General features: G+C 36.4%; 21 protein-coding genes. 17 read left to right on the plus strand and 4 right to left on the minus strand.

The window, feature by feature from the left end; genetic code table 11:
- The first annotated feature begins 473 nt into the window (after window positions 1–473).
- Window positions 474–2213, plus strand: a complete 1740-nt coding sequence (locus ASO14_RS02575; RefSeq protein ID WP_068451012.1) for an ABC transporter ATP-binding protein — start codon at window positions 474–476, stop codon at window positions 2211–2213.
- A 1-nt stretch (window position 2214) separates the two neighbouring features.
- The gene (locus tag ASO14_RS02580; protein ID WP_068451014.1) at window positions 2215–3966 is read left to right on the plus strand and encodes an ABC transporter ATP-binding protein; all 1752 of its coding nucleotides are present in this window, start codon (window positions 2215–2217) and stop codon (window positions 3964–3966) included.
- Window positions 3967–4017: 51 nt separating this feature from the next.
- On the opposite strand, the gene ASO14_RS02585 is transcribed toward ASO14_RS02580, so the two are convergent.
- Window positions 4018–4224, minus strand: coding sequence for a DUF5342 family protein (locus ASO14_RS02585; protein WP_068451017.1), 207 nt, complete (start codon window positions 4222–4224; stop codon window positions 4018–4020).
- Between the two features lie 132 nt (window positions 4225–4356).
- Between ASO14_RS02585 and ASO14_RS02590 the strand changes: the two genes are divergently transcribed.
- Window positions 4357–5496 carry a DUF445 domain-containing protein gene (locus tag ASO14_RS02590; protein WP_068451020.1) on the plus strand — a complete coding sequence of 380 codons (1140 nt, stop codon included), beginning with the start codon at window positions 4357–4359 and terminating at the stop codon, window positions 5494–5496.
- A gap of 20 nt (window positions 5497–5516) precedes the next feature.
- Window positions 5517–5873, plus strand: coding sequence for a YlbF family regulator (locus tag ASO14_RS02595; protein WP_068451021.1), 357 nt, complete (start codon window positions 5517–5519; stop codon window positions 5871–5873).
- A gap of 144 nt (window positions 5874–6017) precedes the next feature.
- On the opposite strand, the gene ASO14_RS02600 is transcribed toward ASO14_RS02595, so the two are convergent.
- Complete coding sequence (locus tag ASO14_RS02600) at window positions 6018–7307, minus strand: globin-coupled sensor protein (protein WP_068451024.1); 1290 nt, start codon at window positions 7305–7307, stop codon at window positions 6018–6020.
- 66 nt (window positions 7308–7373) lie between these two features.
- On the opposite strand from ASO14_RS02600, the gene ASO14_RS02605 reads away from it, so the two are divergent.
- From ASO14_RS02605 to ASO14_RS02665, 13 genes are all read left to right on the plus strand, one after another.
- Window positions 7374–8888: a coproporphyrinogen III oxidase gene (locus tag ASO14_RS02605; RefSeq protein WP_068451027.1), complete on the plus strand. Its 1515-nt coding sequence runs from the start codon at window positions 7374–7376 to the stop codon at window positions 8886–8888.
- 103 nt (window positions 8889–8991) lie between these two features.
- Complete coding sequence (locus ASO14_RS02610) at window positions 8992–10086, plus strand: glycerate kinase family protein (RefSeq protein ID WP_068451030.1); 1095 nt, start codon at window positions 8992–8994, stop codon at window positions 10084–10086.
- 100 nt (window positions 10087–10186) lie between these two features.
- Complete coding sequence (locus ASO14_RS02615) at window positions 10187–11020, plus strand: DUF2785 domain-containing protein (RefSeq protein WP_068451033.1); 834 nt, start codon at window positions 10187–10189, stop codon at window positions 11018–11020.
- A 935-nt stretch (window positions 11021–11955) separates the two neighbouring features.
- Window positions 11956–12888 carry an ABC transporter permease gene (locus tag ASO14_RS02620; RefSeq protein WP_068451036.1) on the plus strand — a complete coding sequence of 311 codons (933 nt, stop codon included), beginning with the start codon at window positions 11956–11958 and terminating at the stop codon, window positions 12886–12888.
- Window positions 12885–13802, plus strand: coding sequence for an ABC transporter permease (locus ASO14_RS02625; protein ID WP_068451039.1), 918 nt, complete (start codon window positions 12885–12887; stop codon window positions 13800–13802). The genes ASO14_RS02620 and ASO14_RS02625 overlap by 4 nt, the downstream gene beginning before the upstream one ends.
- Before the next feature lie 12 nt (window positions 13803–13814).
- Complete coding sequence (locus ASO14_RS02630) at window positions 13815–14873, plus strand: ABC transporter ATP-binding protein (protein WP_068451042.1); 1059 nt, start codon at window positions 13815–13817, stop codon at window positions 14871–14873.
- Window positions 14866–15762 carry an ABC transporter ATP-binding protein gene (locus ASO14_RS02635; protein WP_068451045.1) on the plus strand — a complete coding sequence of 299 codons (897 nt, stop codon included), beginning with the start codon at window positions 14866–14868 and terminating at the stop codon, window positions 15760–15762. Before ASO14_RS02630 ends, ASO14_RS02635 begins: the two co-directional genes overlap by 8 nt.
- A gap of 456 nt (window positions 15763–16218) precedes the next feature.
- Window positions 16219–17862 (plus strand): peptide ABC transporter substrate-binding protein, encoded by a 1644-nt coding sequence (locus ASO14_RS02640; RefSeq protein ID WP_068451048.1) that lies wholly within the window; start codon window positions 16219–16221, stop codon window positions 17860–17862.
- A gap of 106 nt (window positions 17863–17968) precedes the next feature.
- Complete coding sequence (locus ASO14_RS02645; protein WP_068451049.1) at window positions 17969–18901, plus strand: ABC transporter permease; 933 nt, start codon at window positions 17969–17971, stop codon at window positions 18899–18901.
- A complete protein-coding gene (locus ASO14_RS02650) occupies window positions 18898–19815 on the plus strand; it encodes an ABC transporter permease (RefSeq protein ID WP_068451052.1) in 918 nt (305 codons plus the stop codon). Before ASO14_RS02645 ends, ASO14_RS02650 begins: the two co-directional genes overlap by 4 nt.
- Window positions 19816–19828: 13 nt before the next feature.
- Window positions 19829–20878: an ABC transporter ATP-binding protein gene (locus tag ASO14_RS02655; RefSeq protein WP_068451055.1), complete on the plus strand. Its 1050-nt coding sequence runs from the start codon at window positions 19829–19831 to the stop codon at window positions 20876–20878.
- Complete coding sequence (locus tag ASO14_RS02660) at window positions 20879–21805, plus strand: ABC transporter ATP-binding protein (RefSeq protein ID WP_068451058.1); 927 nt, start codon at window positions 20879–20881, stop codon at window positions 21803–21805.
- Between the two features lie 167 nt (window positions 21806–21972).
- Window positions 21973–22764 carry an HAD family hydrolase gene (locus tag ASO14_RS02665; protein ID WP_068451061.1) on the plus strand — a complete coding sequence of 264 codons (792 nt, stop codon included), beginning with the start codon at window positions 21973–21975 and terminating at the stop codon, window positions 22762–22764.
- A gap of 243 nt (window positions 22765–23007) precedes the next feature.
- Here ASO14_RS02665 and serA read toward each other — a convergent pair whose 3' ends face one another.
- Both serA and ASO14_RS02675 read right to left on the minus strand, forming a co-directional pair.
- Window positions 23008–24594: a phosphoglycerate dehydrogenase gene (gene serA, locus ASO14_RS02670; protein ID WP_068451064.1), complete on the minus strand. Its 1587-nt coding sequence runs from the start codon at window positions 24592–24594 to the stop codon at window positions 23008–23010.
- Between the two features lie 2 nt (window positions 24595–24596).
- Entirely contained in the window at window positions 24597–25775 is a 1179-nt protein-coding gene (locus tag ASO14_RS02675; RefSeq protein WP_068451067.1) for a pyridoxal-phosphate-dependent aminotransferase family protein, read from the minus strand.
- Window positions 25776–25940: the final 165 nt, after the last annotated feature.

Genomic DNA, 25940 nt, shown 5'->3' on the forward strand with positions numbered 1-25940 from the left:
GTAAAGTGTACACCTCCTGTGTGTTTAAAAATGTTCAGTATTTTAATAATAAGATAGAACTAGAAAAAATTCAAATCATCAAACTGCTTTTATGGGATGAAAGTTGTATGTATAAAGAAAAAACGGCATAAAAAAATAATATTTACGTAAAGACTAGAAATGGTAATAATCTTTTTTTTCTAAAAATTGTTGACAATTCGGAATTCGAAATGTTATTGTTTAGAAACACGAAATGTGAAATAAAAAAATGGAGGTATGAATCATGAATAACTTAACAGTAGTAAACACAATTGCAGTAACACACAACTATTCATATGGACACATACCTTTACAAGACAACATGTAGCGATTTTGTATTTATTTGTATTGGTGTGTCACATCAATACTCTAATATAGGCGCATGCCCTTAGGGTGTGCGCCTTTTTTTGTTGTTTTTTAAAGGGATAATTTGTAAAAAGGAAGAAGGAGAAAACATGTTTTCTGTATTTACGAAACTGAAATGGTTTTTTAAAGAGAATTGGGGGAGGTATACAACTGCCGTCATTTTATTAACGGTAGCGAATATTATTGAAGTCATCCCACCTAAAATTATTGGAAATACAATTGATGCCATTCATACAAAAGAGTTAACTACTGAATTGTTATGGAATTATATCATCGCACTTGTCGCTTTATTATTTGCAGCGTATATTGTCAATTTCATTTGGCAGTACCAATTATTTGGCGGCGCAAATGTCTTGCAAAAAGACTTACGAATGAAATTAATGGACCATTTCTTGAGGATGCGACCACCATTTTACGAACGTAATCGAACAGGTGATTTAATGGCGCGTTCGACGAATGATTTACAAGCTGTATCTGAAACAGCTGGTTTTGGCATCATGACGTTACTTGATTCTACGCTTTATCTTGGAACGATCATTATTATGATGGGTGTCACTACCTCTTGGAAACTGACACTTGCAGCGTTACTACCATTACCACTATTAGCGATTGCACTTCAACAAATTGGCAAATTCATTCATAAACGTTATACCATCTCTCAAGCAGCATTTGGTGAATTGAATGATAGCGTACTAGAAGCAGTCGAGGGGGTACGAGTTGTTCGTGCCTATGTGCAAGAACGTGAAATGGAAAAGCAGTTTGCACAAAAGACCGAAGAAGTCGTTGAAAAGAATTTACGTGTATCTCGTGTAAATGGTTTATTCGCACCTGTCAGTAAATTCATTACAGCATTTAGTTATGTCATTGGACTTGGATACGGTGCGTATCTCGTATCGATTAACGACATTACAGTAGGTAGTCTTGTCGCTTTCAACGTTTATCTTGGTATGGCTGTTTGGCCAATGATGGCGATTGGTGAATTAATCAATACGATGCAACAAGGGAATGCCTCATTGGATCGTGTGAGTGAAACATTGAACGAAAAAGAAGACGTTCCGAACCCTAAAGAAAGAAAGGTCGTTCAAACACCAACGACAATTAGATTTAACGATGTAAGCTTCCAATATCCATTATCAAAATCACTTAATTTAAAGAATGTAAACATTGAATTACATCGTGGTGAAACACTTGGGATTGTCGGAAAGACAGGTAGTGGTAAAACGACGATTGTGAAACAGTTATTGCGTGAATATCCACATGGTGAAGGGGACGTAGAAATTGCGAATGAAGCGATTCAATTACAAGATAAGGAGCAAGTGCTGAATTGGATTGGCTATGTACCGCAAAGTCACATTCTATTCTCACGTACAATTCGTGATAACATTCGCTTTGGTAAGCCAGATGCAACAGAAGAAGATATTGCTAGAGCAATTCGTATGGCGAACTTTGAAGACGATTTAAAACGTCTGCCAGATGGCTTAGATACGATGGTTGGAGAAAAAGGAATCTCGTTATCAGGTGGGCAAAAACAACGGATTTCGATTGCGCGTGCATTTATTCGTAATCCAGAAATTCTTATTTTAGATGACTCACTATCTGCAGTGGATGCAAAAACAGAGAGTCGCATTATCGACAATATTCAAAATGAACGAAAAGATAAAACAACGATTATTGTGACCCATCGATTATCAGCGATTTTACATGCTGAAAAAATTATTGTCGTAGACGATGGTGAAGTCATTCAGTACGGCACACACGATGAATTGGTTGGACAACCTGGTTGGTACCAAGAACAATTCAAATTACAACAAGTAAAAGGGGGCGAATAAGATGCCCGTTCGTAAACGATTATGGCAGTATGCACTACTTTATAAGAAACCGATGATTTGGGGACTTGTGCTACTTGCTATATCAGTTGGAGCTGACTTATCAGGTCCATTAATTATTAAATATATTTTAGACAATTATGTTGCCAACATGCCGAAATCTGGATTAGAAGTAAAGCCACTGTATTTAATGTTAGGTGCCTATTTAGGAACCGTTGTTATCTTTGCGATTTTCCGATATACACAGTTTTATATGCTGCAAATCGGTTCAAATCGCATTGTTCAAAAAATGCGTAAAGATGTATATGGTCAATTACAACGTCTATCAATTAACTATTTTGACCGACTACCTGCTGGGAAAGTTGTGTCGCGTATTACAAATGATACCGAAGCAATTCGTGAATTGTTCGTAACTGTTGTCTCACAATTTGCCGCAAGTTTTATGACATTAATCGGGATTTTTATTATCATGTTCTCTTTAAACACATGGATGGGCTTCTTCGCATTAATCGTTGTCCCAATCCTCATTGTATGGTCGATTGTGTACCGTAAATATGCTTCGAAATATAATCATGCGATTCGTTCAAGACTATCTGACTTAAATGGTATGTTGAATGAATCAATGAATGGTATGACGATTATTCAAGCATATGGGCAAGAGAAGAATATGAAGAATGAGTTCAATCAAATTAATGATGAACATTTTCGCTACAATAATAAGTTATTATTTTTAGATTCTGCTACATCACACAATTTAGTAGGTGTTGTCCGTAGTATCATTCTCATTGCATTCGTTTGGTACTTTGGTTCACTTGAAGTAACAGGTACGTCGATTGCATCTGTAGGTATTTTATATGCATTTGTTGAGTACATTACACGTTTAATGAATCCAATCATGCAAATCGTCGATCAATTCTCGCGATTAGAGCGTGCAAATGTTGCAGCGACACGTGTATTTGAATTACTAGACTATAGTGGAGAAGACGTTAGCGATGAAAAAATCGCACGTTATAAAGGTCACGTACAATTCGAACATGTATGGTTTGCTTATAAAAACGAAGAATATGTATTAAAAGACATTTCAATTGATGCTAAGGCAGGAGAAACAGTTGCTCTAGTTGGACATACGGGTTCAGGAAAGTCGTCGATTATCAATCTTTTATTCCGTTATTATGATGCTTCAAAAGGAACAATCAAAATTGATGGTGAAAATATCGAAAATCATGCGAGACAGACCGTTCGTCAGCATATGGGAATCGTACTACAAGACCCGTATTTATTTACAGGAACAATCGCATCTAATATTAGTTTGAATGATGAACGCATTACAAGAAAACAAATAGAAGATGCATTAGTTGCGGTTGGTGGGGAACGTGTACTAAAAAATCTACCAAAAGGTTTAGATGAACCTGTAATCGAGCGTGGTAGTACATTATCTGCTGGACAGCGCCAACTTGTATCATTTGCACGTGCGCTTGCATTTGACCCAGCTATTCTCATTTTAGATGAAGCAACGTCAAATATTGACTCGGAAACAGAGGAAATTATTCAACATGCGATGGATGTTTTGAAAAAAGGTCGTACAACATTCATCATTGCGCACCGTCTTTCAACAATTAAAAATGCTGATCAAATCTTAGTATTAGATGCAGGTGAAATTGTAGAATGTGGAAAGCATGATGAATTACTTGCACTAGGTGGACGCTATAGTCAAATGTATGAATTACAGTCTGGGAATAAACAGCATAGTTTATAATGAACGAAAAGCAAACGAAACGGTTGAAAATCGATTCGTTTGCTTTTTTATTTAATGGTCATATACATGAAAGACCATTAATTCATGTATATCTTTTTTTAATTGTTCAGTAATGATAAAAGATTGTGGTTGCACGATTTCAATTTCACCATCTCCATGATAAAGAGCCGTCACCTTTTCTCTATTATAATAGAAAGAAAGACGCCAACCAGGCATTTCTCCTGCGTATAATCGTTCAAATGTAAAATGTTGAATCATCATTCATCCCCCTTTTTTTCAGTATAAACAGAATGAGGGAGGGAAAGCGAATTAAAACTTCTAAACGATTCATTTTCCGAACAAAGTATCCTCTGTTATAATAACGATAGTTTAAAGAAAAGGGTGGATTACATGAATACGGTCATTACAATTCTATTCATGGTTGTTATTGGTTCATTAATCGGTGGTGTGACAAATCATTTAGCGATTAAAATGTTGTTTCGTCCACATAATCCAGTTTATATCTGGGGAAAACGACTACCATTTACGCCTGGATTGATTCCACGTAGACGAGATGAATTAGCGAAGCAACTTGGAAAAACAGTTGTAAAATATTTATTAACGCCAGACACATTCCGAGCAAAGTTTTTCAATGCGACGATGCGTGAAAAAGTTTTAGAATGGTTAGGGCAACAAACAAAAGAGAAAATCTTCACAGAAGAAAAAACACTGCAGCAATGGTTAGACCAAGCAGGACTTTCACATGCACCAGAAATGATTGAGAAAAAATTAGATGATTTAATCGTTCAACAAGTAGGTCAAGTGCAAAATGTATTAGCTACACAGACAGTTGAACAGTTACTACCAGCTAGTTGGAAAGAACGTGCAGAATCAAAAATTCCAGAAATTTCACGTTACATTTTGAATAAAGGCGATCAATACTTTGATACAGTTGAGGGAGAACAGGCAATTAAAGGCTTAATTGACGGTTTCCTAAGCTCAAAAGGAACATTCGGCGGTATGATTCAGATGTTTATTGGTGATGGTTCATCACTTGTGCCTATGCTTCAAAGAGAAGTGAAGAAGTTTTTAAGCTCGGATTCGACATTCCATGTGCTTAATAATTTACTTCAAAAAGAGTGGGATAAGTTACAAGTTCAAACAGTTCCGCAATTATTAGGTGATTTAGATTTCACTTCTACAACGGAACGCATTCAAAAATATGCACGTGAACAATTAGCAATTCGAGATCGTTTAGACTTACCGCTTGTACATTACTTACCAGATGGTGCAAAATGGTTACAGGACAATGTATATCCAAAATTAGTTGAGACAACCTTTACACAAGTAGAAAATAAATTAGAAGATATTTTATCGCGTATGGATTTAGAGAATGTTGTAAGAGAACAAGTCGATAAATTCCCGGTAGAAACACTTGAAGATTTAGTACTTGGGATCTCAAAGCGCGAATTTAAAATGATTACCGTACTAGGATTTTTACTTGGTGGAATCATTGGTGTCGTGCAAGGGATTATCGCTGTCGCATTTTAAATACAAAGGAGTTTTTACACATGGTTAATATTTATGACGATTTAAACAAATTAGAAGCAACATTCCGTAAAACAGAACAATTCACAGCACTTGAATTTACAATTGAAGAAGTGAAGAAAGATGCTGATGCAGTGGCGTTATTCTCAAACTTCCGTAAAATGCAATTAACATTACAAGAAAAACAAGCGAGCGGTGAAGAATTATCAGAAGAAGAATTACAATACGCTCAAAAAACAGCTCAATTAGCACAACAAAACGAAAAAATTAATGCAATGCTATTAGCTGAAATGGAAGTAAGTGCTGTAATTAATGAAATTACAAGCGTTATTATTAAACCTGTACAAGCTCTATACGACAGTATTCCAGACGCAGAATAATGAATATAGAAATCGGGATGGGTCATACGTGTAAAAACATCATCCCATATGAGCATAAGAAAAACTGGAATCGCGCTGTGGCGTGGTTCCAGTTTTTCTTTGTGAAAGCTAAAAAAGGAAAGCGTCCCATCCTGATTTTTTAATTTACATACCAGCTAAATCTTCAGAAGATTGGTGAATACGTTCAGAGTTTTGTTGAATGGAATTCACGCTCGCTGTTAATTCCGAAACACTTTGGAATAGATGATCGTTTCGTTCAGTTAATTGATGCATATGATCGACAATATTACAGAATGAACTACCTGTTGCCATTACTTTTTCACTTGACTGATGAATTAACGATTGTAAATTTTTAGAAATTTCAGAAATGTTTTCGGTCTTATCGTAGGATTCAGATAAAATTTGATCGACCTCACTAAGCGACACTTTTGTACTTTCAGCTAGTTTTCTCACTTCTTCAGCAACAACCGCAAATCCACGTCCATGTTCGCCAGCGCGTGCTGCTTCAATAGAAGCATTCAATGCGAGTAGGTTCGTTTGATTTGCAATTTGTGTAATCATTTGTGCGATGGACGACACTTTTTTATTCAATGTGTGAAGTTGATTAACACTTTCTTGAATTGTATGCATCGTTTCTTGCAATTGTTCAGAGTTTTGCTCTGTTTCTTTTAATTGTTCTTGCTCTTTAATAGCAGCTTCACGTACTTCTTCCGCCAATGCGGAGTTATTACTCGAAAGTTCTTCAAGTTGACTTAGTACCGTCATCATATGAATTAAATCATTGTTAGTTTGATGTGTCATTTCACTTAATGAAACGGAGTTATCGCGTATTACACCCATCATTTCAGCTTGACGATTATTTTCTTGTTTTAATTCTTCTTGATGATGAATTTCATATGATTCTAAAACAATTTGCTGTTCAAAGTTTAAAATTTTAGAAACAGCTATTAACATTTTAAATTGTTCTTCAGATGGGTACAATGTTGTTTGCACCAAATTTGAAAAATAATTTAATAAGTCTTGAAAAGCACTCATATACCATTTTGGTTCTAAGCCAATGTGCGAGTGTACGGTAGCAATTCGATAACGCTTTTGTAAAAAATTCTCGTTAATAACACCATCAAACATTTCGATAATATGCTTTTTTAATGTTTGTTGTAAGCGTGTGATTGTACTATGATCACGTATGATTCTACCTAGCGAAGGTTCCTTTTCGAGATTGTCATAAAAGTTTGCTACAATATAATCGATATTGTCTTGTACGATAGGGCGCATAACGCGTAAAATAGCTAGGTCATCGACTGTCAGTTGAATCATTTGAATTTGTGTTTGAATCGAATGATTTAAATCTGAAGCGATAAGAACATATGGTATTTCTTTTGTCATATGATCCTCTAGTTGATGTGTGATTGATTTCCTTGTGAATTTTGGCATGAATCATCATCTCCTTTTGTGTAATAAAAGTATGTAAATAATTAAAAAGAAAGAAGTGCAAAATAAATGAAATTGATTGCTCTAGATCAAACGTATCCACAAGATTGGATTCGTGTTATTACGCATATTTGTAATTTATTCTTTGAGGATTCTAAAGTAACAACAAAGAATGAATCAGCAGATGTGCATGTATCGTTTATGTATGATATTTCGGAGGACTTCACAGTTTCTGCAACATCAACATTAGTAGTTGACGATAAACAGTTTGTAAGTGAATTTACCCAAACATATGAAGAGGATGCAGATAAACGTGGTGTTAATATCCGCTTGAAGCGAGCGGTTTCGCACGTTTTATTAGAAAACCTTGAAAAAATGACAAATATTTATCAGAAGTGGGGTATCCTTACAGGGGTGCGTCCGACCAAATTGTATCACAACTTTAGGAGAAATGGTCTATCTAAAGAGGAAATAAGAAACAAACTAGTGACAGAATTTAGATTATCAAATGAAAAAGTAGATTTGATGGAAAAAATTGTAGAAAGACAACTAGTGACAATCCCTGATTTAGATACAATTGGTAATGAGGTGAGTATCTATATTGGTATTCCATTTTGTCCAACAAAATGCGCCTATTGTACATTCCCTGCTTATGCAATTCAAAGTAACCGTAAAAAAGGTCGCGTAGCTACCTTTTTAGATGGTTTGCATATTGAGATTGAACGAATGGGGCAGTGGCTGACTGAAAATAATATGAAGATTACATCAGTCTATTGGGGCGGCGGGACACCGACTTCGATTGAAGCAGAAGAAATGGATGCGCTATATGAGACGATGTATCGTTCATTCCCAAATCCTGAAACAATTCGTGAAGTAACTGTTGAAGCAGGAAGGCCAGATACGATTACCGAAGAGAAGTTAGCAGTACTGCGTAAATGGGGAATTGACCGTATTAGTGTAAATCCACAATCTTATACAGATGAAACATTAAAAGCGATTGGTCGCCATCATACTGTACAAGAAACGATTGATAAATTTTGGTTAGCTCGTAAAGAGGGAATGAATAATATCAATATGGATTTAATTATTGGATTACCAAATGAGGGAATGGAGGAGTTCGAACATTCTATTGAAGAAACAGCAAAAATGCAGCCAGAATCATTGACTGTTCATACACTCTCATTCAAACGTGCTTCCGAAATGACACATAATCGTGATCGTTACAAAGTAGCGAATCGTCAAACAGCTGAGAAGATGATGAATCGTGCAAAAGAATGGACAGCTGAAAATAATTATGTACCGTACTATTTGTATAGACAAAAAAATATCGTCGGCAACTTAGAAAATATCGGCTATTCTAAGCCTGGAGAGGAAAGTATATACAATATAGCCATTATGGAAGAGGTTCAAACCATCATTGGTCTCGGTTGCGGGGCTTCAAGCAAGTTTGTTCATGCTGATACAGGTAAGATTGAACAGTACCATAATCCAAAAGAGCCAGCTGCCTATATTATGACGTATGAAGATTCAATTAATAAGAAGATTGAACTTTTAAATGATATGTATGGCGTAAAAAGTAAATAGAATCGAAAAGAAGTGATAACAAATGTTATGGCTTCTTTTTAATTTTTGCTTTTTTTAATCTTTTTTCGATACGATGGAGATATTACAAAAAAGGGGGATGGATATGAGTCATTATTTAGTTGTACCCGATTCATTTAAAGGGACGTTAAGTTCACAAGAAGTCGCCAACTTAATTGAACAAGAGATTATAAAACAAAATCCACAACATGAAGTAAAAAGGATGATTATGTCAGATGGAGGAGAGGGCTTTTTAGAGGCGATGACTTCAGAGGAAGAACGATTTCACCATACTGTACTGAATCCAATAGCCGAGCCAATAGAAGTTATGTACGGCATAAAAGATGGAAAAATGATTATTGAGATGGCGCAGTGTGCAGGTTTAATGCTACTTTCAGTCGAGCAATTAAATCCTAAAATCACAACGACATATGGTGTTGGACAACTGATTCATTTAGCAATTGAAAAGGGGTTAAGCGAAATTGTGATTGGTATTGGTGGGAGTGCAACAAATGATGGAGGAACAGGTATGCTTGCCGCACTAGGTGCAAAGTTTTATAACGCGCAAGGTGAAAAGTTGGAAATTCCTAAGCTACATGACATTGATACAGTTGATACGCACCAGATGCATATACCCACAGAGCTTCATGTAACGATTGCTTCCGATGTAACCAACCCTTTATGTGGTGAACAAGGAGCAACGCATGTTTTTTCGGAGCAAAAAGGATTATCAAAAGAAGATTTCGAAGAATATGATGCGTATATGAATCATGTGGGTCGCTTATATGAAAGTAAAACTAAAAAAAGTGTCATGAATGAACAAGGAGCAGGTGCAGCAGGAGGTATTGGGGCAGCGTTATTAGCTTTCTTCAATACAACAATGGTATCAGGTGCAGAGCTTGTATTGAAAGAACAGCAATTCGAGCAACATCTTCAACAGGCAGATTGGGTCATTACAGGAGAGGGAAAAACAGATCGTCAAACATTGGAAGGTAAAGCGCCTTTTCAAATTGCATATCAAACAAAGCTAAAAAATAAAAAGACGATGTTGATTTCTGGGAAAGTTGAAAATAAAGATATGCTCGCTATTTACTTTGACGAAATACATGAAATTATCACGAAAGAAATAACAATGGAAGAAGCTTTAAATAGACCGCAAAAATCACTTCAAAAGTGTTTACAGCAAATTTCTTTTCAATAGAATGTCATAACGTGGTGTTTAATCCAATATTTATTAAGGTATAAAGTGTTATGACTCAAATCGTAGTTTGAATCCTACGAAAAAGTGGGAGGGATCGCGCATGACAGAAGAAAGTTTGAAATCTTACTTAATCCAAATTCAACAACAAGATATTGAATGGAATGAAATAGATGTTAACAACGTTGTTCGAGAGATGTTTGATCATATACAAACAACCGATATTGAATTGAAAGAGAAGTTAATAGAACCCCTCTTGTCAGAGATGGTTCAATATCATCTAACAGAATCGGCCTTAGAAGCATTAGCAAAAAAATGTGTTGATGAAGAACATTTATATAAAGAAATCGGGGATACTGTCACACGTTATAAAATGACTCGTGCATTTTCGATGTATGTTATTAAAGAATTAGTAGAGAGAGATGTAAAAGATGTTTTTTTATCGCACGACACATTTGATTTGCTTAAAAGAGAAGTGATTCTCTACACTAATCTTGAACAAGATTATCGTTTTTATACGGAGGATATGGGATGGGTGAATAGTGTTCGTTTTAGTCTAGAAGCATTGTATGCAATTGTTCAAAATACACGTCTAGATCCAGCAGAATATACGCAGATTTTTCAAACAGTCATGAATAAAATTTTTACAGCACAGATAATCTATCAGTATGATGAAGAAGAAATAACAGTAGACTTTATTCAATTACTGTTAGAAAAAGGCTTTTCAGAGCAAAAAATCATTGATTTTTTAGAAAGAGTACCTGCATTTTTAGAAGGACAAAAAGAAAAGATGACACATATGAACTATTGGAATTTGTATAAAAATTGCAAGTCTCTTTTACGGAGTTTATATATTCGCCTCGATTTATGTGAAAACCAACCACTTTTGCTTGCTGAAGTGAAAAAGTGCTTATCTAAAATATCTTTTACTTTTTAAAAAAGACTTTATATTAAAAGTATATAGTCTTTTTTTATTTTTAGGATATTTTGAAGGCTTACTATATTGAAAAAACTAAAAAAACGTATAAAAAGAATAAAATGTGCTAAAAAAAGCATTTTTCTTAAAAATTGTGTGAGAAATCAATTATTTAAGAAAATACGAATTTTTAAAATATTCTTATAGTTTAAAAATAGATAAAAAGACACAAATTACACTAAAAAATCAATACTTTAACGAATTAGTGTACGAACTATTTTTTATCCATACAACATTAGTCTGAATAATTAAATATTTATAAATAATTATTTTATGGTATATTTATTATTTATTTGACGATTTTGAACTCTTTTTTCTAATAAAAATACAAGAGAAATTAGAATTGGATAAATAAGTATGTTAATTTAGAAAAGATATAATTGTGTGCAAGTTGAAAATATTCTTTCAACTTCTTTTTTTCTTAAAATTGTTTTGCTATAGTAATAACATGCTATTTGCGAATGGTTCTATTCTTTTTATTCACTTACTTTATACAAGTTAGTTATGCAACTTCTACATATCTATAGAGACGGATATTTTTTACATAAACGAAACGTAGATGAACGTAGTACATTTTTAACAGAAGTATAGAAAAAAGAGGGTAGTAAACATACGTGAATAATCAAAGATAATAATTTTGATTATCAAGTTGGTCGCATGGGGTGAATCGAGTGACAATGATGCGAATACATTGTTCATTGTGTATAACAACTGCTGATCATGGTAATAACGCAAAGGTTTTATGGGGACATGGAATAGGGGCTATGTCTGTAAGTGAGTGACATAATGTAAGGTCAGTGCGTGTGGTGACAGATGAACACCATACTGGGGCTGCTTAGGAGTGTTAACTTCTGAACAGCCCATCTTTTAATTAAGAAATAAGGGGAGGCTATAACATGTTAAAGTATATTTTAAAACGTCTTGGATATATTTTAGTGGCATTATTCGTAATTGTAACAATTACATTCTTCTTAATGCGTATCGCACCGGGTAGCCCGTTTGCGAGTGAGAAGAGTTTACCACCTGAGATTGAAAAAGCAATGAATGCTGAATACGGCTTAGACAATCCGTGGTATATCCAATATAAAGATTATTTAATTTCAACAGCACAATTCGACTTCGGTCAATCAATGAAGTATAAGGATCGTTCAACAAACGATATGATCGCGGAAAGTTTCCCAGTATCTTTAACACTTGGAGTAGAAGCGATGTTACTTGCAGTAGGACTTGGTGTCTTAATCGGGGTTGTCACAGCACTCTATCATAATAAATTCCCAGATTACCTCGGTACGACAATTGCCGTACTCGGTATATCCGTCCCATCCTTTATCTTGGCAGGTCTTTTACAATATTTTGTCGGTTTAAAAGCAGGTTGGTTACCGATTAGTGGTTGGAATGGCTTTGCATATAGTATATTACCAGCCCTCTCAATTGCCATTACGCATATGGGCTTCATCGCAAAATTAACACGTTCTAGTATGTTAGAACAAAATCATTCTGAATATGTGAAAATGGCGCGTGCAAAAGGACTTGGTAAATGGACAACAGTATTCAAGCATACACTTCGTAATGCATTATTACCTGTTGTTACGTACTTAGGACCACTATTTGCAGGGGTTATCACTGGTAGTTTCATCGTGGAACAAATCTTTGCGATTCCAGGATTAGGTAAGTATTTCGTAACATCGATTACAAACCGTGACTACACAGTTATTATGGGTACGACAGTATTCTATTCAATCATCTTATTACTAGGTGTATTAATTGTTGATATTTTATACGGATTCATCGATCCACGTATCAAGCTGAAAGGAGCGAAAAAATCATGACACAACCAATTCCAAAAGAAAAATTCAAAATTGTCGGTGTAGATGAAAAGAAAAGTGAACGCTTAGCCGATAAGTCGGTATCGTTCTGGAAAGAAGTATGGATTCGCTTCTCTCATAATAAGCTTGCAGTAGTAGGGATGATTGTCATTGCAATTATTGCTTTAATGGCTATTTTTGCACCGATGTTATCACCTTATAAATATGATGAAATTCTTGGTCGCTTTAATGAAGCGCCTAGCGCAAAAAACTGGTTTGGTACAGATGACTTAGGTCGTGATGTATTTACACGTATTTGGTACGGAGCACGTATTTCATTATTTATCGGTCTGGCAGCAGCAGTAATCGATTTAATTATCGGTGTTGCATGGGGCTCAATCGCTGGTCTTGTAGGCGGTAAAGTCGATGATATTATGATGCGTATTGCAGATGTACTAACAGCAGTACCTTATCTATTAGTTGTTATTATCTTACTTGTTGTTTTACAACCAGGTTTACTACCAATGATTATCGCACTGTCGATTACAGGTTGGGTAAACATGGCGCGTATCGTACGTGGTGAAGTATTATCTATTAAAAATCAAGAGTATGTTCTTGCTGCCCGCACACTTGGCGCAAGTACAGGACATTTAATTATGCGTCACTTAGTACCAAATGCACTTGGTGCGATTATCGTAACGATGACATTAACAATTCCAAATGCCATCTTCACAGAGTCATTCTTGAGTTATATCGGTTTAGGTGTACCACAACCACAAGCAAGTTGGGGAACAATGGCATCAGACGGGAACAATGCGATTGATACAGCACCTTGGCGTTTAATCTTCCCAGCAATTTTCATTTCATTAACAATCTTTGCATTCAATGCAGTCGGTGACGGTTTGCGTGATGCACTCGATCCAAAACTACGTAAATAGGAGGTGTGGAAAATGGCTGAAACCATTTTAGAAGTTAAAAATTTAAAAATAAATTTCAAAACGTATGCAGGTCTTGTACATGCCGTACGTGGTGTAAACTTCGATTTGAAACAAGGTGAGACACTTGCCATTGTAGGTGAGTCAGGTTCAGGGAAATCTGTAACGAGTAATGCATTGATGAAACTGATTCCACAACCACCAGGCATCTATGCAGATGGTCAAATTTTGTTTGAAGGTCGTGATTTAATTCCACTGACTGAAAAACAAATGTCAAAAATTCGCGGAAATGACATTGCAATGATTTTCCAAGATCCAATGACAGCACTAAACCCAACGATGAAAGTTGGAAAGCAGATTACAGAAGTTATTCTGAAACATAATAAAAATACGTCGCGTGCAGAAGCAAAAAAACGTGCGATTGAATTATTAGATGAAGTCGGGATTCCTTATCCAGAACAGCGCTTCTCGCAATATCCACATGAATTTTCTGGTGGCATGCGTCAGCGTGTGGTAATCGCCATTGCATTAGCAGCAGAACCAAAACTACTTATTGCAGATGAACCAACAACAGCACTAGACGTAACAATTCAAGCGCAAATTATTGAATTAATGAAGAAAATTCAAAAAGAGCGTAATACATCAATCATCTTCATCACGCATGATTTAGGTGTTGTAGCGAATGTAGCTGATCGTGTAGCAGTTATGTACGCTGGACAAATTGTAGAATATGGTACAGTGAATGAAATTTTCTATAATCCTAAACATCCTTATACATGGGGATTACTTGGTTCGATGCCTGATTTAGATAATAATGCAGATGAGTTATTACGTACGATTCCAGGCTCACCACCAGACTTAACAAATCCACCAAAAGGTGATGCATTTGCAGCACGAAATGAGTTTGCGATGCAAATTGATTATGAAGAAGAGCCACCAATGTTCCAAGTATCACCAACACACTTCGCGAAAACATGGTTACTACATCCAGATGCGCCAAAAGTAGAATTACCTGAAGCTGTTGCAAAACGCATTAAAGGTTATTTAGGTGAGGAGGTCGAGCAATATGTCTGAGAAAATTTTAGAGGTTAAAAATTTACAACAACATTTTGGTTCGATTAGAGCAGTCGATGGAATTAGTTTCGATGTTTATAAAGGTGAAACACTTGGTCTTGTAGGTGAATCAGGTTGTGGAAAATCAACAACAGGTCGTTCGATTATCCGTCTATATGACATTACAGGTGGAGAAATTATCTTCAAAGGTCAAAATATTCATGGTAAAAAATCGAAAAAAGAATTACAACAATTCAATAAAGAAATGCAAATGATTTTCCAAGATCCTTATGCATCATTAAATCCACGTATGACAGCAGGCGAGATTATCGCAGAGGGTTTTGATATCCATGGCATGCACAAAGATAAAAAGAAGCGTAAAGAAGTTATTGGAGAATTACTAGAGGCAGTAGGTTTAAATCGCGAACATGCGGGGCGTTATGCACATGAATTCTCAGGCGGTCAACGTCAACGTATCGGTATTGCACGCGCATTAAGCTTAGACCCTAGCTTTATTATTGCAGATGAACCAATTTCTGCATTAGACGTTTCAATTCAAGCACAGGTGGTAAACTTACTAAAGCAATTACAAAAAGAGCGTGATTTAACATATTTATTTATCGCGCATGATCTATCAATGGTGAAATACATCAGTGATCGTATCGCTGTAATGCGCCGTGGTAAAATTGTTGAACTAGGTACAGCAGAAGATATTTACTATCATCCTGTACACCCATATACAAAGTCATTATTATCAGCTATTCCATTGCCAGATCCAAAAACAGAAGCGACACGTGTACGAATTCCTTATGAACATGAGGAAGTAGGCGAAGGTGGAAAAACACATGAAGTATTCCCAGGTCATTTTGTTTATGGAACAGAAGAGCAATTAAAGAGATGGCGTCCATAAATATAACAATATAATAGTAAGAAGTCGCTTTTTAAAAAAAGTGACTTCTTCACTATATATTCTCATTATTACAATATAAATGAGAAGTTTTGTTGTGCGAAACATTAGAATGTGAAAATAAATTACCAACATACTTTTTTAATTAACTAGTTAATAGATAACTTAAAAATGGTATATAATGGATTTTATTTTCGTTTCATTGAATCAATTATCTAATGTGATGAAGTACTTTATTACTTTTGAGGATAAAAGCGCATTCAAAATAATGGTATTTTTTTGTTTTCAACTTGGTCATAGATGTTAGAAAAAATAGAAACTTACAATTATTTTAATTTTTTTGAAAAATTAAAAGATAATGTTTTTAATTTTCTATACATTTTGATATTATATTAATAGCTATACAAGGTAGCTATTTTTCTACTTGGAAGAATAATTTCAATAAAGGGGGCTTCATTTATGAAGAAAAAGTCACTACTGCTTGTATTATTATCAGCAGTAATGCTAGTCCTTGCAGCTTGCGGCTTTGGCGGTAAAGACAAAGATGAAAGCGGCGGCAAAGACTCAGACAACGGTAAGGATTCAAATGAACAACTAAACTTAGTTATTCCATCTGAACCACCAAGCTTAAATCCACAAAAAGCAACAGACAGTACATCAGGCGCAATTTTACGTTCAGTATTCGAAGGTTTAACTCGCGTTGATAAAGACGGTAATGTGCAACCAGCAGCTGCTGAGAAAATTGATGTAAGCGATGACAAATTAACTTACACATTCACATTACGTGATTCAAAATGGTCAAATGGTGACACTGTAACAGCAGGCGATTTCAAATACGCTTGGATGTATGCATTAGATCCAAAGAACGCTTCTGAGTATGCGTCAATCCTATACCCAATCAAAGGTGCTCAAGCATTCAACGAAGGTAAAGGTAAAGATTCTGATGTTGGTATCACTGTAAAAGATGATAAAACATTAGTAGTTAAGTTAGAAAATCCAACTCCTTACTTCACTGAAATTACTGCATTCTACACTGCAATGCCAGTAAATGAAAAAGAAGCTAAGAAAAATGCAAAATGGTCAGCTGAAGGCGGTAAAGGTTACGTATCAAACGGACCATTCACTTTATCTGATTGGAAACATTCAGACTCAATTACTCTTAAAAAGAACGACACGTACTGGGATAAAGAAAACGTATCTCTAAGTACTGTAGATATTAAAATGGTTGAATCAGAAGCAACTGCTAACCGTATGTTCAAGAGCGGTGACATTGATTTCTTAGGTTCTCCATTCCAAACAGTTCCACTTGATGCAATCGATGGTTACAAAAAAGATAAATCACTTAAAATTGAAGACTATGCTGCTATTTACGAGTATAAATTCAATACAAAAGGTAAATTCACTAAGAACGAAAACATCCGTAAAGCTTTAACATTATCAATTGACCGTCAAGGTTTAATCGATAACGTTGTAAAAGGTGAGCAAACACCAGCTTTAGGTATGGTTCCAAAAGCAATCAAAGGCTTTGAAACAGATCGCGGTTACATCAAAGATAACGATGTAGAAGGCGCTAAAAAAGCTCTTGCTGAAGGTATGAAAGAATTAGGTATTAAAGATGCAAAAGATATCACAATCGGTATCTCAATCAACACTTCTGAAGCACATGCTGCAATCGCACAGTACATTCAAGAAGGATGGACTAAAAACTTAGGTATCAACGTTAAAATTGATAATGCTGAGTGGCAAGTATATCTAGATAAGATTTCTTCATTAGACTATGATGTAGGTCGTCTAGGTTGGATTGCTGATTACAACGATCCTTACACATTCTTAGAGCGTTATGACACTGCTAAGAACGGTAACAACGACACTGGTTGGGAAAACAAAGAATACAAATCTCTAATGACGCAAGCTACGAAAGAAACTGACGAAGCGAAACGTGAAGAGCTTATGAAAAAAGCTGAGAAAATTCTTATGACTGAATTCCCAGTAGCACCAATCTACTACTACACAAACCTTTGGGTTGAAAAAGATTACGTTAAAGACATGGCGCCTAACCGCCTTGGTGAAATCAGCTTAAAAGATGTTAAAATTGAAAAATAATAAGTGAACCTCACTTATTAGGCTTCACACAAGAGGGCTACGCTTAGTCGAGGATTCGATTAAGCGTAGCCTCTTGTTTTATTCAAAAATAGAAGGAGGTAGAAAGATGCTTCAATATATTTTGAAAAGGTTTGCTTATATTCTTGTTGCACTATTTGTTATTGTAACAATCACATTCTTCCTAATGCGTATCGCACCTGGTAGTCCCTTCGCAAGCGAAAAAAGTTTGCCACCTGAAATTGAAAAAGCAATGAATGAAGAATATGGACTCAATAACCCCTGGTACATTCAATACAAAGATTACCTCATCTCCACTGCACAATTTGATTTTGGTCAATCCATGAAATACAAAGACCGCTCCACAAATGATATGATTGCAGAAAGTTTCCCAGTATCACTCACACTCGGCGTTGAAGCCATGCTACTTGCAGTTGGTTTAGGCGTATTAATCGGTGTCGTCACCGCCCTCTATCACAATAAATTCCCAGACTATTTAGGTACGACCATTGCTGTACTCGGTATATCCGTCCCGTCATTTATTCTTGCAGGACTTTTACAATATTTTATTGGACTCAAAGCAGGCTGGCTACCCATCAGCGGATGGAATGGCTTTGCTTATAGCATCTTACCCGCCCTCTCCATTGCGATTACACATATGGGCTTCATCGCAAAATTAACACGTTCCAGCATGTTAGAACAAAACAGTTCTGAGTATGTTAAAATGGCTCGCGCCAAAGGGATTGGAAAGTGGACAACCGTCTTCAAACACACCCTTCGTAATGCACTTCTCCCAGTTGTCACATATTTAGGACCTCTTTTTGCCGGAGTTATTACAGGCAGTTTTATCGTGGAACAGATTTTTGCAATTCCTGGACTCGGTAAATATTTCGTTACCTCAATTACAAACCGTGATTATACAGTCATCATGGGTACAACTGTTTTCTATTCGATTATTTTACTCCTAGGTGTTCTCATCGTTGATATTTTATACGGATTCATTGATCCTCGTATCAAGTTGAAAGGAGCGAAAAAATCATGACGCAACTAATCCCACCAGAAAAATTTAAAATCGTCGGTGTCGACGAAAGTAAAAATGAACAATTAGCTGATAAATCCATTTCCTTTTGGAAAGAAGTATGGATTCGCTTTTCTCATAATAAATTGGCTGTAATTGGGGTAATTATAATTATCTTGATTGCACTCATGGCGATTTTTGCACCCATGCTATCTCCTTATAAATATGACCAAATTTTAGGAAAGTTTAATGAACCACCAAGCTCAAAAAACTGGTTTGGAACAGATGATTTAGGACGTGACGTATTTACCCGTATTTGGTACGGAGCACGTATTTCATTATTTATTGGTTTAGCCGCTGCAGTCATTGACTTAATTATCGGTGTCGCTTGGGGTGCAATTTCAGGACTTGTAGGTGGTCGAGTAGATGATATTATGATGCGTATTGCAGACGTTTTAACAGCTGTTCCGTATTTATTAGTTGTCATTATCTTACTTGTTGTACTACAACCGGGTTTGTTACCAATGATTATCGCTCTCTCCATTACAGGTTGGGTGAATATGGCGCGAATTGTGCGTGGAGAAGTACTCTCCATTAAAAATCAGGAGTATGTACTCGCGGCGAGAACACTTGGCGCAAGTATAGGACATCTCATTATGCGACATCTTATTCCAAATGCTCTCGGTGCGATTATCGTAACAATGACATTAACAATCCCAAATGCTATTTTTACAGAGTCATTTTTAAGCTATATCGGTCTAGGTGTACCACAACCACAAGCAAGTTGGGGAACGATGGCATCAGATGGTAATAATGCGATTGATACAGCGCCTTGGAGACTGATTTTCCCAGCAATTTTTATTTCACTAACGATTTTTGCTTTTAATGCCATTGGTGATGGACTGCGTGATGCACTCGATCCAAAACTACGTAAATAAGGGAGTGTTTTATATGGATGAAATCATTTTAGAAGTCAAAAATTTGAAGATTAACTTTAAGACGAATGCAGGTACAGTACAAGCTGTACGTGGTGTGAACTTTACAATTGCAAAAGGTAAAACGTTAGCAATTGTAGGCGAGTCAGGTTCTGGGAAGTCTGTAACGAGTAATGCTTTAATGAAGCTCATTCCGCAACCTCCAGGTATTTATGCAGAAGGAGAAATCCTCTTTGATGGTCGTGACTTAGTCAAGTTAACTGAAAAAGAGATGACGAAAATACGCGGCAATGAAATGGCGATGATTTTCCAGGACCCTATGACTGCTTTAAATCCAACGATGAAAGTTGGAAAACAAATCATGGAAGTGATTTTAAAACATAAAAAGAACTTCTCAAAAGAGGGTGCTAAAAAGCGCGCGATTGAATTACTTGATGAAGTAGGAATTCCATATCCTGAAAAGCGTTTTTCTCAATATCCTCATGAATTTTCAGGCGGTATGCGTCAACGTGTTGTAATTGCGATTGCACTTGCAGCAGATCCAAAACTTTTGATTGCAGATGAGCCAACAACAGCGCTTGATGTAACGATTCAAGCACAAATTATTGAATTGATGAAAGAAATTCAGCGTAATAGTAATACGTCCATTATCTTCATTACACATGATTTAGGTGTTGTGGCGAATGTGGCAGATTATGTGGCAGTGATGTATGCAGGGCAAATTGTTGAGTATGGTACAGCGAATGAAATCTTCTATAACCCACGTCATCCATATACATGGGGATTACTCGGTTCAATGCCTGATTTAGATAATAAATCAGATGAGTTATTACGCACGATTCCAGGTTCACCTCCCGACTTGATTAATCCACCAAAAGGAGATGCATTTGCAGCACGTAACGAATTTGCGATGGCAATTGATTACGAAAAAGATTCACCGATGTTTGAAGTAACGCCAACTCATTTTGCGAAAACATGGCTCCTTCACCCTGATGCACCGAATGTTCCAATTCCTGAAGAGGTACAAAAACGAATTGATGGATACTTGCAGAAGGGAGAACAGTAGATGGCGAATAAAATTCTAGAGGTACGCAATTTAAAACAATATTTCGGCACAGTTAAAGCAGTCGATGATATTAGTTTTGAAGTGTATGAAGGCGAGACGCTAGGATTAGTTGGTGAGTCGGGTTCTGGAAAGTCGACAACAGGGCGCTCAATTATTCGTCTGTATGATATTACAGATGGTGAAGTACGATTTCGCGATGAGAATGTACATGGGCGAAAAAATCGACAATCACAGATGGCGTTTAATAAAGAGATGCAAATGATTTTCCAAGATCCGTATGCATCACTCAATCCACGTATGACAGCTGGAGAGATTATCGCAGAAGGCTTTGATATCCATGGTATGCATAAAGATAAAAAGAAGCGTAAAGAAGTTATTGGTCAACTGCTTGAAGCAGTTGGTTTGAATCGTGAGCATGCAGGGCGTTATGCACATGAATTCTCAGGTGGTCAACGCCAGCGTATTGGGATCGCACGCGCACTCAGTTTAGACCCGAACTTTATTATCGCAGATGAACCCATCTCAGCACTTGATGTATCGATTCAAGCACAAGTCGTAAACCTCTTAAAAAAATTACAAAAAGAACGCAATTTAACCTTTTTATTTATTGCACATGATTTATCAATGGTGAAATATATTAGCGATCGAATCGCTGTCATGCATCATGGAAAGATTGTTGAACTTGGCGATGCCGATGCCATTTACAATCATCCAATCCATCCCTATACAAAATCTTTACTGTCAGCAATCCCATTACCAGATCCAATATCCGAAGCAAAAAGAATAAGAATTCCTTATATACAAGAAGGGGTAAGTGCTGCTCAAACGACGCATGAAGCTTACCCAGGTCACTACGTATTTGGAACGGACGAACAAATCCAAGTGTGGAAAACCGAAACAGAAAAAGGACATATTATTGATTATTAATGCCTAAACGAACGAAAACGTTATTCATTAGTTTGAATGTTACGTTTTTCGTTCGTTTTTTTAATTTTATTCATAAAAATCTATTGTAATTTTCTGAATTCATGTCGTTTATATTATAAAATATAGTACAATAAAGAGAGAAAAATGAATGATATAGGGGCGTTAATATGACGATTACAACAGTTATTTTTGATTTAGATGATACGTTATTATGGGATCAAAGAAGTATTGCAGAAGCTTTTCGTTTAACATGTGAAGAAGCAGCAAAACATGTGGATGGAGAAGTGGATGTTCAGGAGTTAGAAGCGGCTGTTCGTGCGGCAGCGAGAAATTTATACGCAAGTTATGAAGTCTACGATTACACACAAATGATTGGTATCAATCCCTTCGAAGGAATGTGGGGAACATTCGACGATCCAACACCTTCGTTCCAAAAGATGAAGACGATTGTACCGCAATATCGTAAAGATGCTTGGACACAAGGATTAAAAGAATATGGTATTGAAGATGAGCAGCTTGGTGAGATGTTAGGTGAATATTTTATTGAAGCGCGTAAAAGAAGTCCTTTTGTATATGAGGAAACTTTTGAAGTATTGGAGCAATTAAAAGGGAAATACCAATTAGTATTATTAACAAATGGTGCGCCAAGTCTACAAAATACGAAGTTAGAAATTACACCTGAGCTAGTTCCATACTTTGATCATATTATTATTTCAGGTGATTTTGGTAAAGGAAAGCCAGATGCTTCTATTTTTGAACATGTATTAGAAAAAGCCAGTATTTCAGCAGGTGAGGGAATTATGGTTGGTGATAATTTAATGACCGATATTTTAGGTTCATCACGTATTGGTATGAAGAATGTATGGATTAATCGCGAACATAAAGCATCTTCTGAGACGGTTATTCCTACATATGAAATTCAAAACTTGCGCGAATTAAAAGCAATTATTGAAGCTTAATAGAAACTTTCTTTTTTGTGTCACGTTCTATAATGACATGAGGAGGAATTGGAAGAAATATGAATCGAAGTCGTAAAAAGAAACGTATTGTCTTTGTGTCGTTGTTACTTACAATTGCAGTATGTCTATATAAAATGAAACAATAAAAGATGGGGATTACGCTTATGTGTAATCCTCTTTATGATGGCAAAAAAAGAGGAGGCGCGTTATTGCGTCTCCTCTCATTACCTTTGTGAAAATGATTTATAGTGTAATTGCTTTTACTTCGAAAATATTTTTTTGTTGTTTTAAGAAGTCAACATATTCAACTACGTGGTCAACTGAAAGTACCATGATGGCATCCCCACCTTCAATTGCACGTCCAACTTGCATCGTTGCGATATTAATATTTTGATCTGCAAGTAGTGTACCAACTAAACCGATTGCACCTGGTTTATCTGTATGTTTAATGAATAAGATATGTCCTTCTGGATTAATATCTACATTATAGTCATCAATTTGTACAATACGTGCGCCAAGTCCAGCAAGTAGCGTACCTTTTACTTTATGCGTTGTATTGTTTGTTACTAACTCAACTGTAATTGAGTTTAAGAATGCTTTTGCACGTGTTGATTTATGCTCGTTAATTTTAATATCATTACGATCCGCTAGGTAACGTGCGTTTACGTTATTTACGTGATTACCTAAGTTACGCGTTAAAATTCCTTTTACTGTATTATTCGTTAATGGACGAACATCGAAGTTTGCTAAATCACCAGAGTAATAGATATTGACTTCGTTAATTGGTTCGTCTGTTAAATGAGAAACTAATTTACCAATTTTATCGCCTAGTTCGAAGAATGGTTCTACTTTTGCGACCATATCTTTAGGAACAGATGGCATGTTCACAGGATTTAAAACTGTACCATGTTTGAAGTAACTTAAAATATCGTTACTTACATCTACTGCAACTGACTCTTGTGCTTCAATTGTAGAAGCACCTAAGTGAGGTGTTGCAATGACTTGAGGCAAGTCTAATAATTTGTTTCCTACGAAAGGTTCTTCTTCCATTACGTCAAGTGCTGCGCCAGCTACTTTACCAGACTCGATTGCTGCATAAAGAGCTTCTTCATCAATGATTCCACCGCGTGCACAGTTGATGATACGTACGCCATCTTTCATAATATTAAAAATATTTTCGTTAATCATATGACGTGTAGAATCAAGTAATGGTGTGTGGACTGTGATGAAGTCAGCCACTTTTGCGACATCTTCTACAGAACCGTAATCAACACCCGCTTTTTCTGCCTTTTCAGCTGTTAAGAATGGGTCATAAGCGATGACGTTCATACGGTTACCTTTTGCGCGATGAGCCACTTCTTGACCAATACGACCAAAACCGACAACACCAAGTGTTTTATTCTTTAATTCAACACCAACGAATTTTTTACGATCCCAGCGACCTTCCATTAAAGATTGGTAAGCATGTGGAATATGACGAGCTAGTGCCATAATCATTGCTGTTGTATGTTCAGCAGCAGAGTTTGTATTACCGTCTGGAGCGTTGACAACGATAATCCCCTTTTCTGTTGCAGCTTCTAAGTCGATATTATCAACACCAACACCAGCACGACCAATTAATTTTAAATTGTCAGCAGCTTCAATAATTTCGCGCGTTACTTTCGTTTGAGAACGAACAAGTAGTACGTCGAAGTCTTTGATGATTGCTTTTAGTTCTTCAGGTGCTAAACCTGTATTACTAACGATATTTAAATCTAATTCTTGTTCTTGGCGAAGAGGGTAAATCCCATCTTCGCTTAGTGGATCGCTAATTAAAATATTAATTGCCATGATTATTTCGCTCCTTCTAATTCACGTTGTTGTGTTTGTTCAAGATATACTTGCTGTGCAGCAGCTACACCAGCACCTAATTGAATTTTCTTGCCTACTTTTACTAATGCAATTTCCATCGCAGCTAAATATTGAAGTACGTCCGTTGGTGCGCAGTAACCCATGTGACCAACGCGGAAGATTTTACCCTTTAAGTCAGCTTGTCCACCAGCAACTGTTAGATTGAAGCTTCCTTTGATTTCTTTACGGAATGCTTCTGCATCGAAGTCAATTGGTTTTAAAGATGTTACAGTTGGAGAACCATCTTCATCTTTCGTGAATAGTGGAACATCTAGTGTTTTGAAAGCAGCACGTGTCATATCGCGCATTAAGCGGTGACGTGCATAGACATTTTCAAGACCTTCTGTTTCTAAATTTTCAAGAACTTGCTCTAAGCCGAATAGTAGAGATAGAGCAGGTGTAAATGGTGTCGTATCTTTTGCTAAGTTATCGCGGTATTTTGTTAAGTCTAAGTAGAAACCGCGTTTTGGATTTGATTCGATCACTTTCCAAGCGCGTTCGCTTGCAGCTACAAAGCCAAGACCAGCTGGTAACATTAATGCTTTTTGAGCACCTGTTACAACAATATCTAATCCCCATTCATCCATCTTCGTTTCAACACCCGCCATACAAGATACACCATCAATGATGACAAGTGCTTCAGATACTTCATGTACCGCTTGTGCTAAACGACCAACAGGATTTAAGACACCTGTAGATGTTTCACAGTAAGTAGAGAATACGGCTTTAATTTCTGGGTTTGCTTGAACATGTGCTTTTACAGCCTCTGGGTCAAGTGCTGTACCCCATTCAACGTGGAACTCCTCTACATCGATTTGGTATGCTTCACAAATTTTTGTGAAACGGTTTCCGAATACACCAGTTGCAACGACAAGTACCTTGTCACCTGGATGTACAACATTGACGATTGCAGCTTCTAAACAAGAAGTGCCACTACCTGTTAACATCATGACATCTTGCTCTGTTCCGAATACTTTTTTCAGTTTTGGCTTAATATTTTGAATCATCTGACTAGTTTCGTTACCACGGTGCCCGATCATCGGTTTTGTCATCGCTCTTTCTACACTCGGTGGGATTGGTGTTGGTCCTGGAATACGTAATAATTGATAATCTGTTAACATAATGAAATTTCCCCTTTCGTTTTTGAAAAAATAAAAAGCCTTCCATCCCTGCAAAAAAATTGCAAGGGACGAAAGGCTAAATGTATACATTTAGTAACGCGGTACCACCCTAATTTACTGTCCATACAAAGAGGACAGTCTTATCTATATGCGTAACGTGCATGT

Source organism: Kurthia sp. 11kri321 (assembly GCF_001534765.1).
Lineage (GTDB): Bacteria > Bacillota > Bacilli > Bacillales_A > Planococcaceae > Kurthia > Kurthia gibsonii.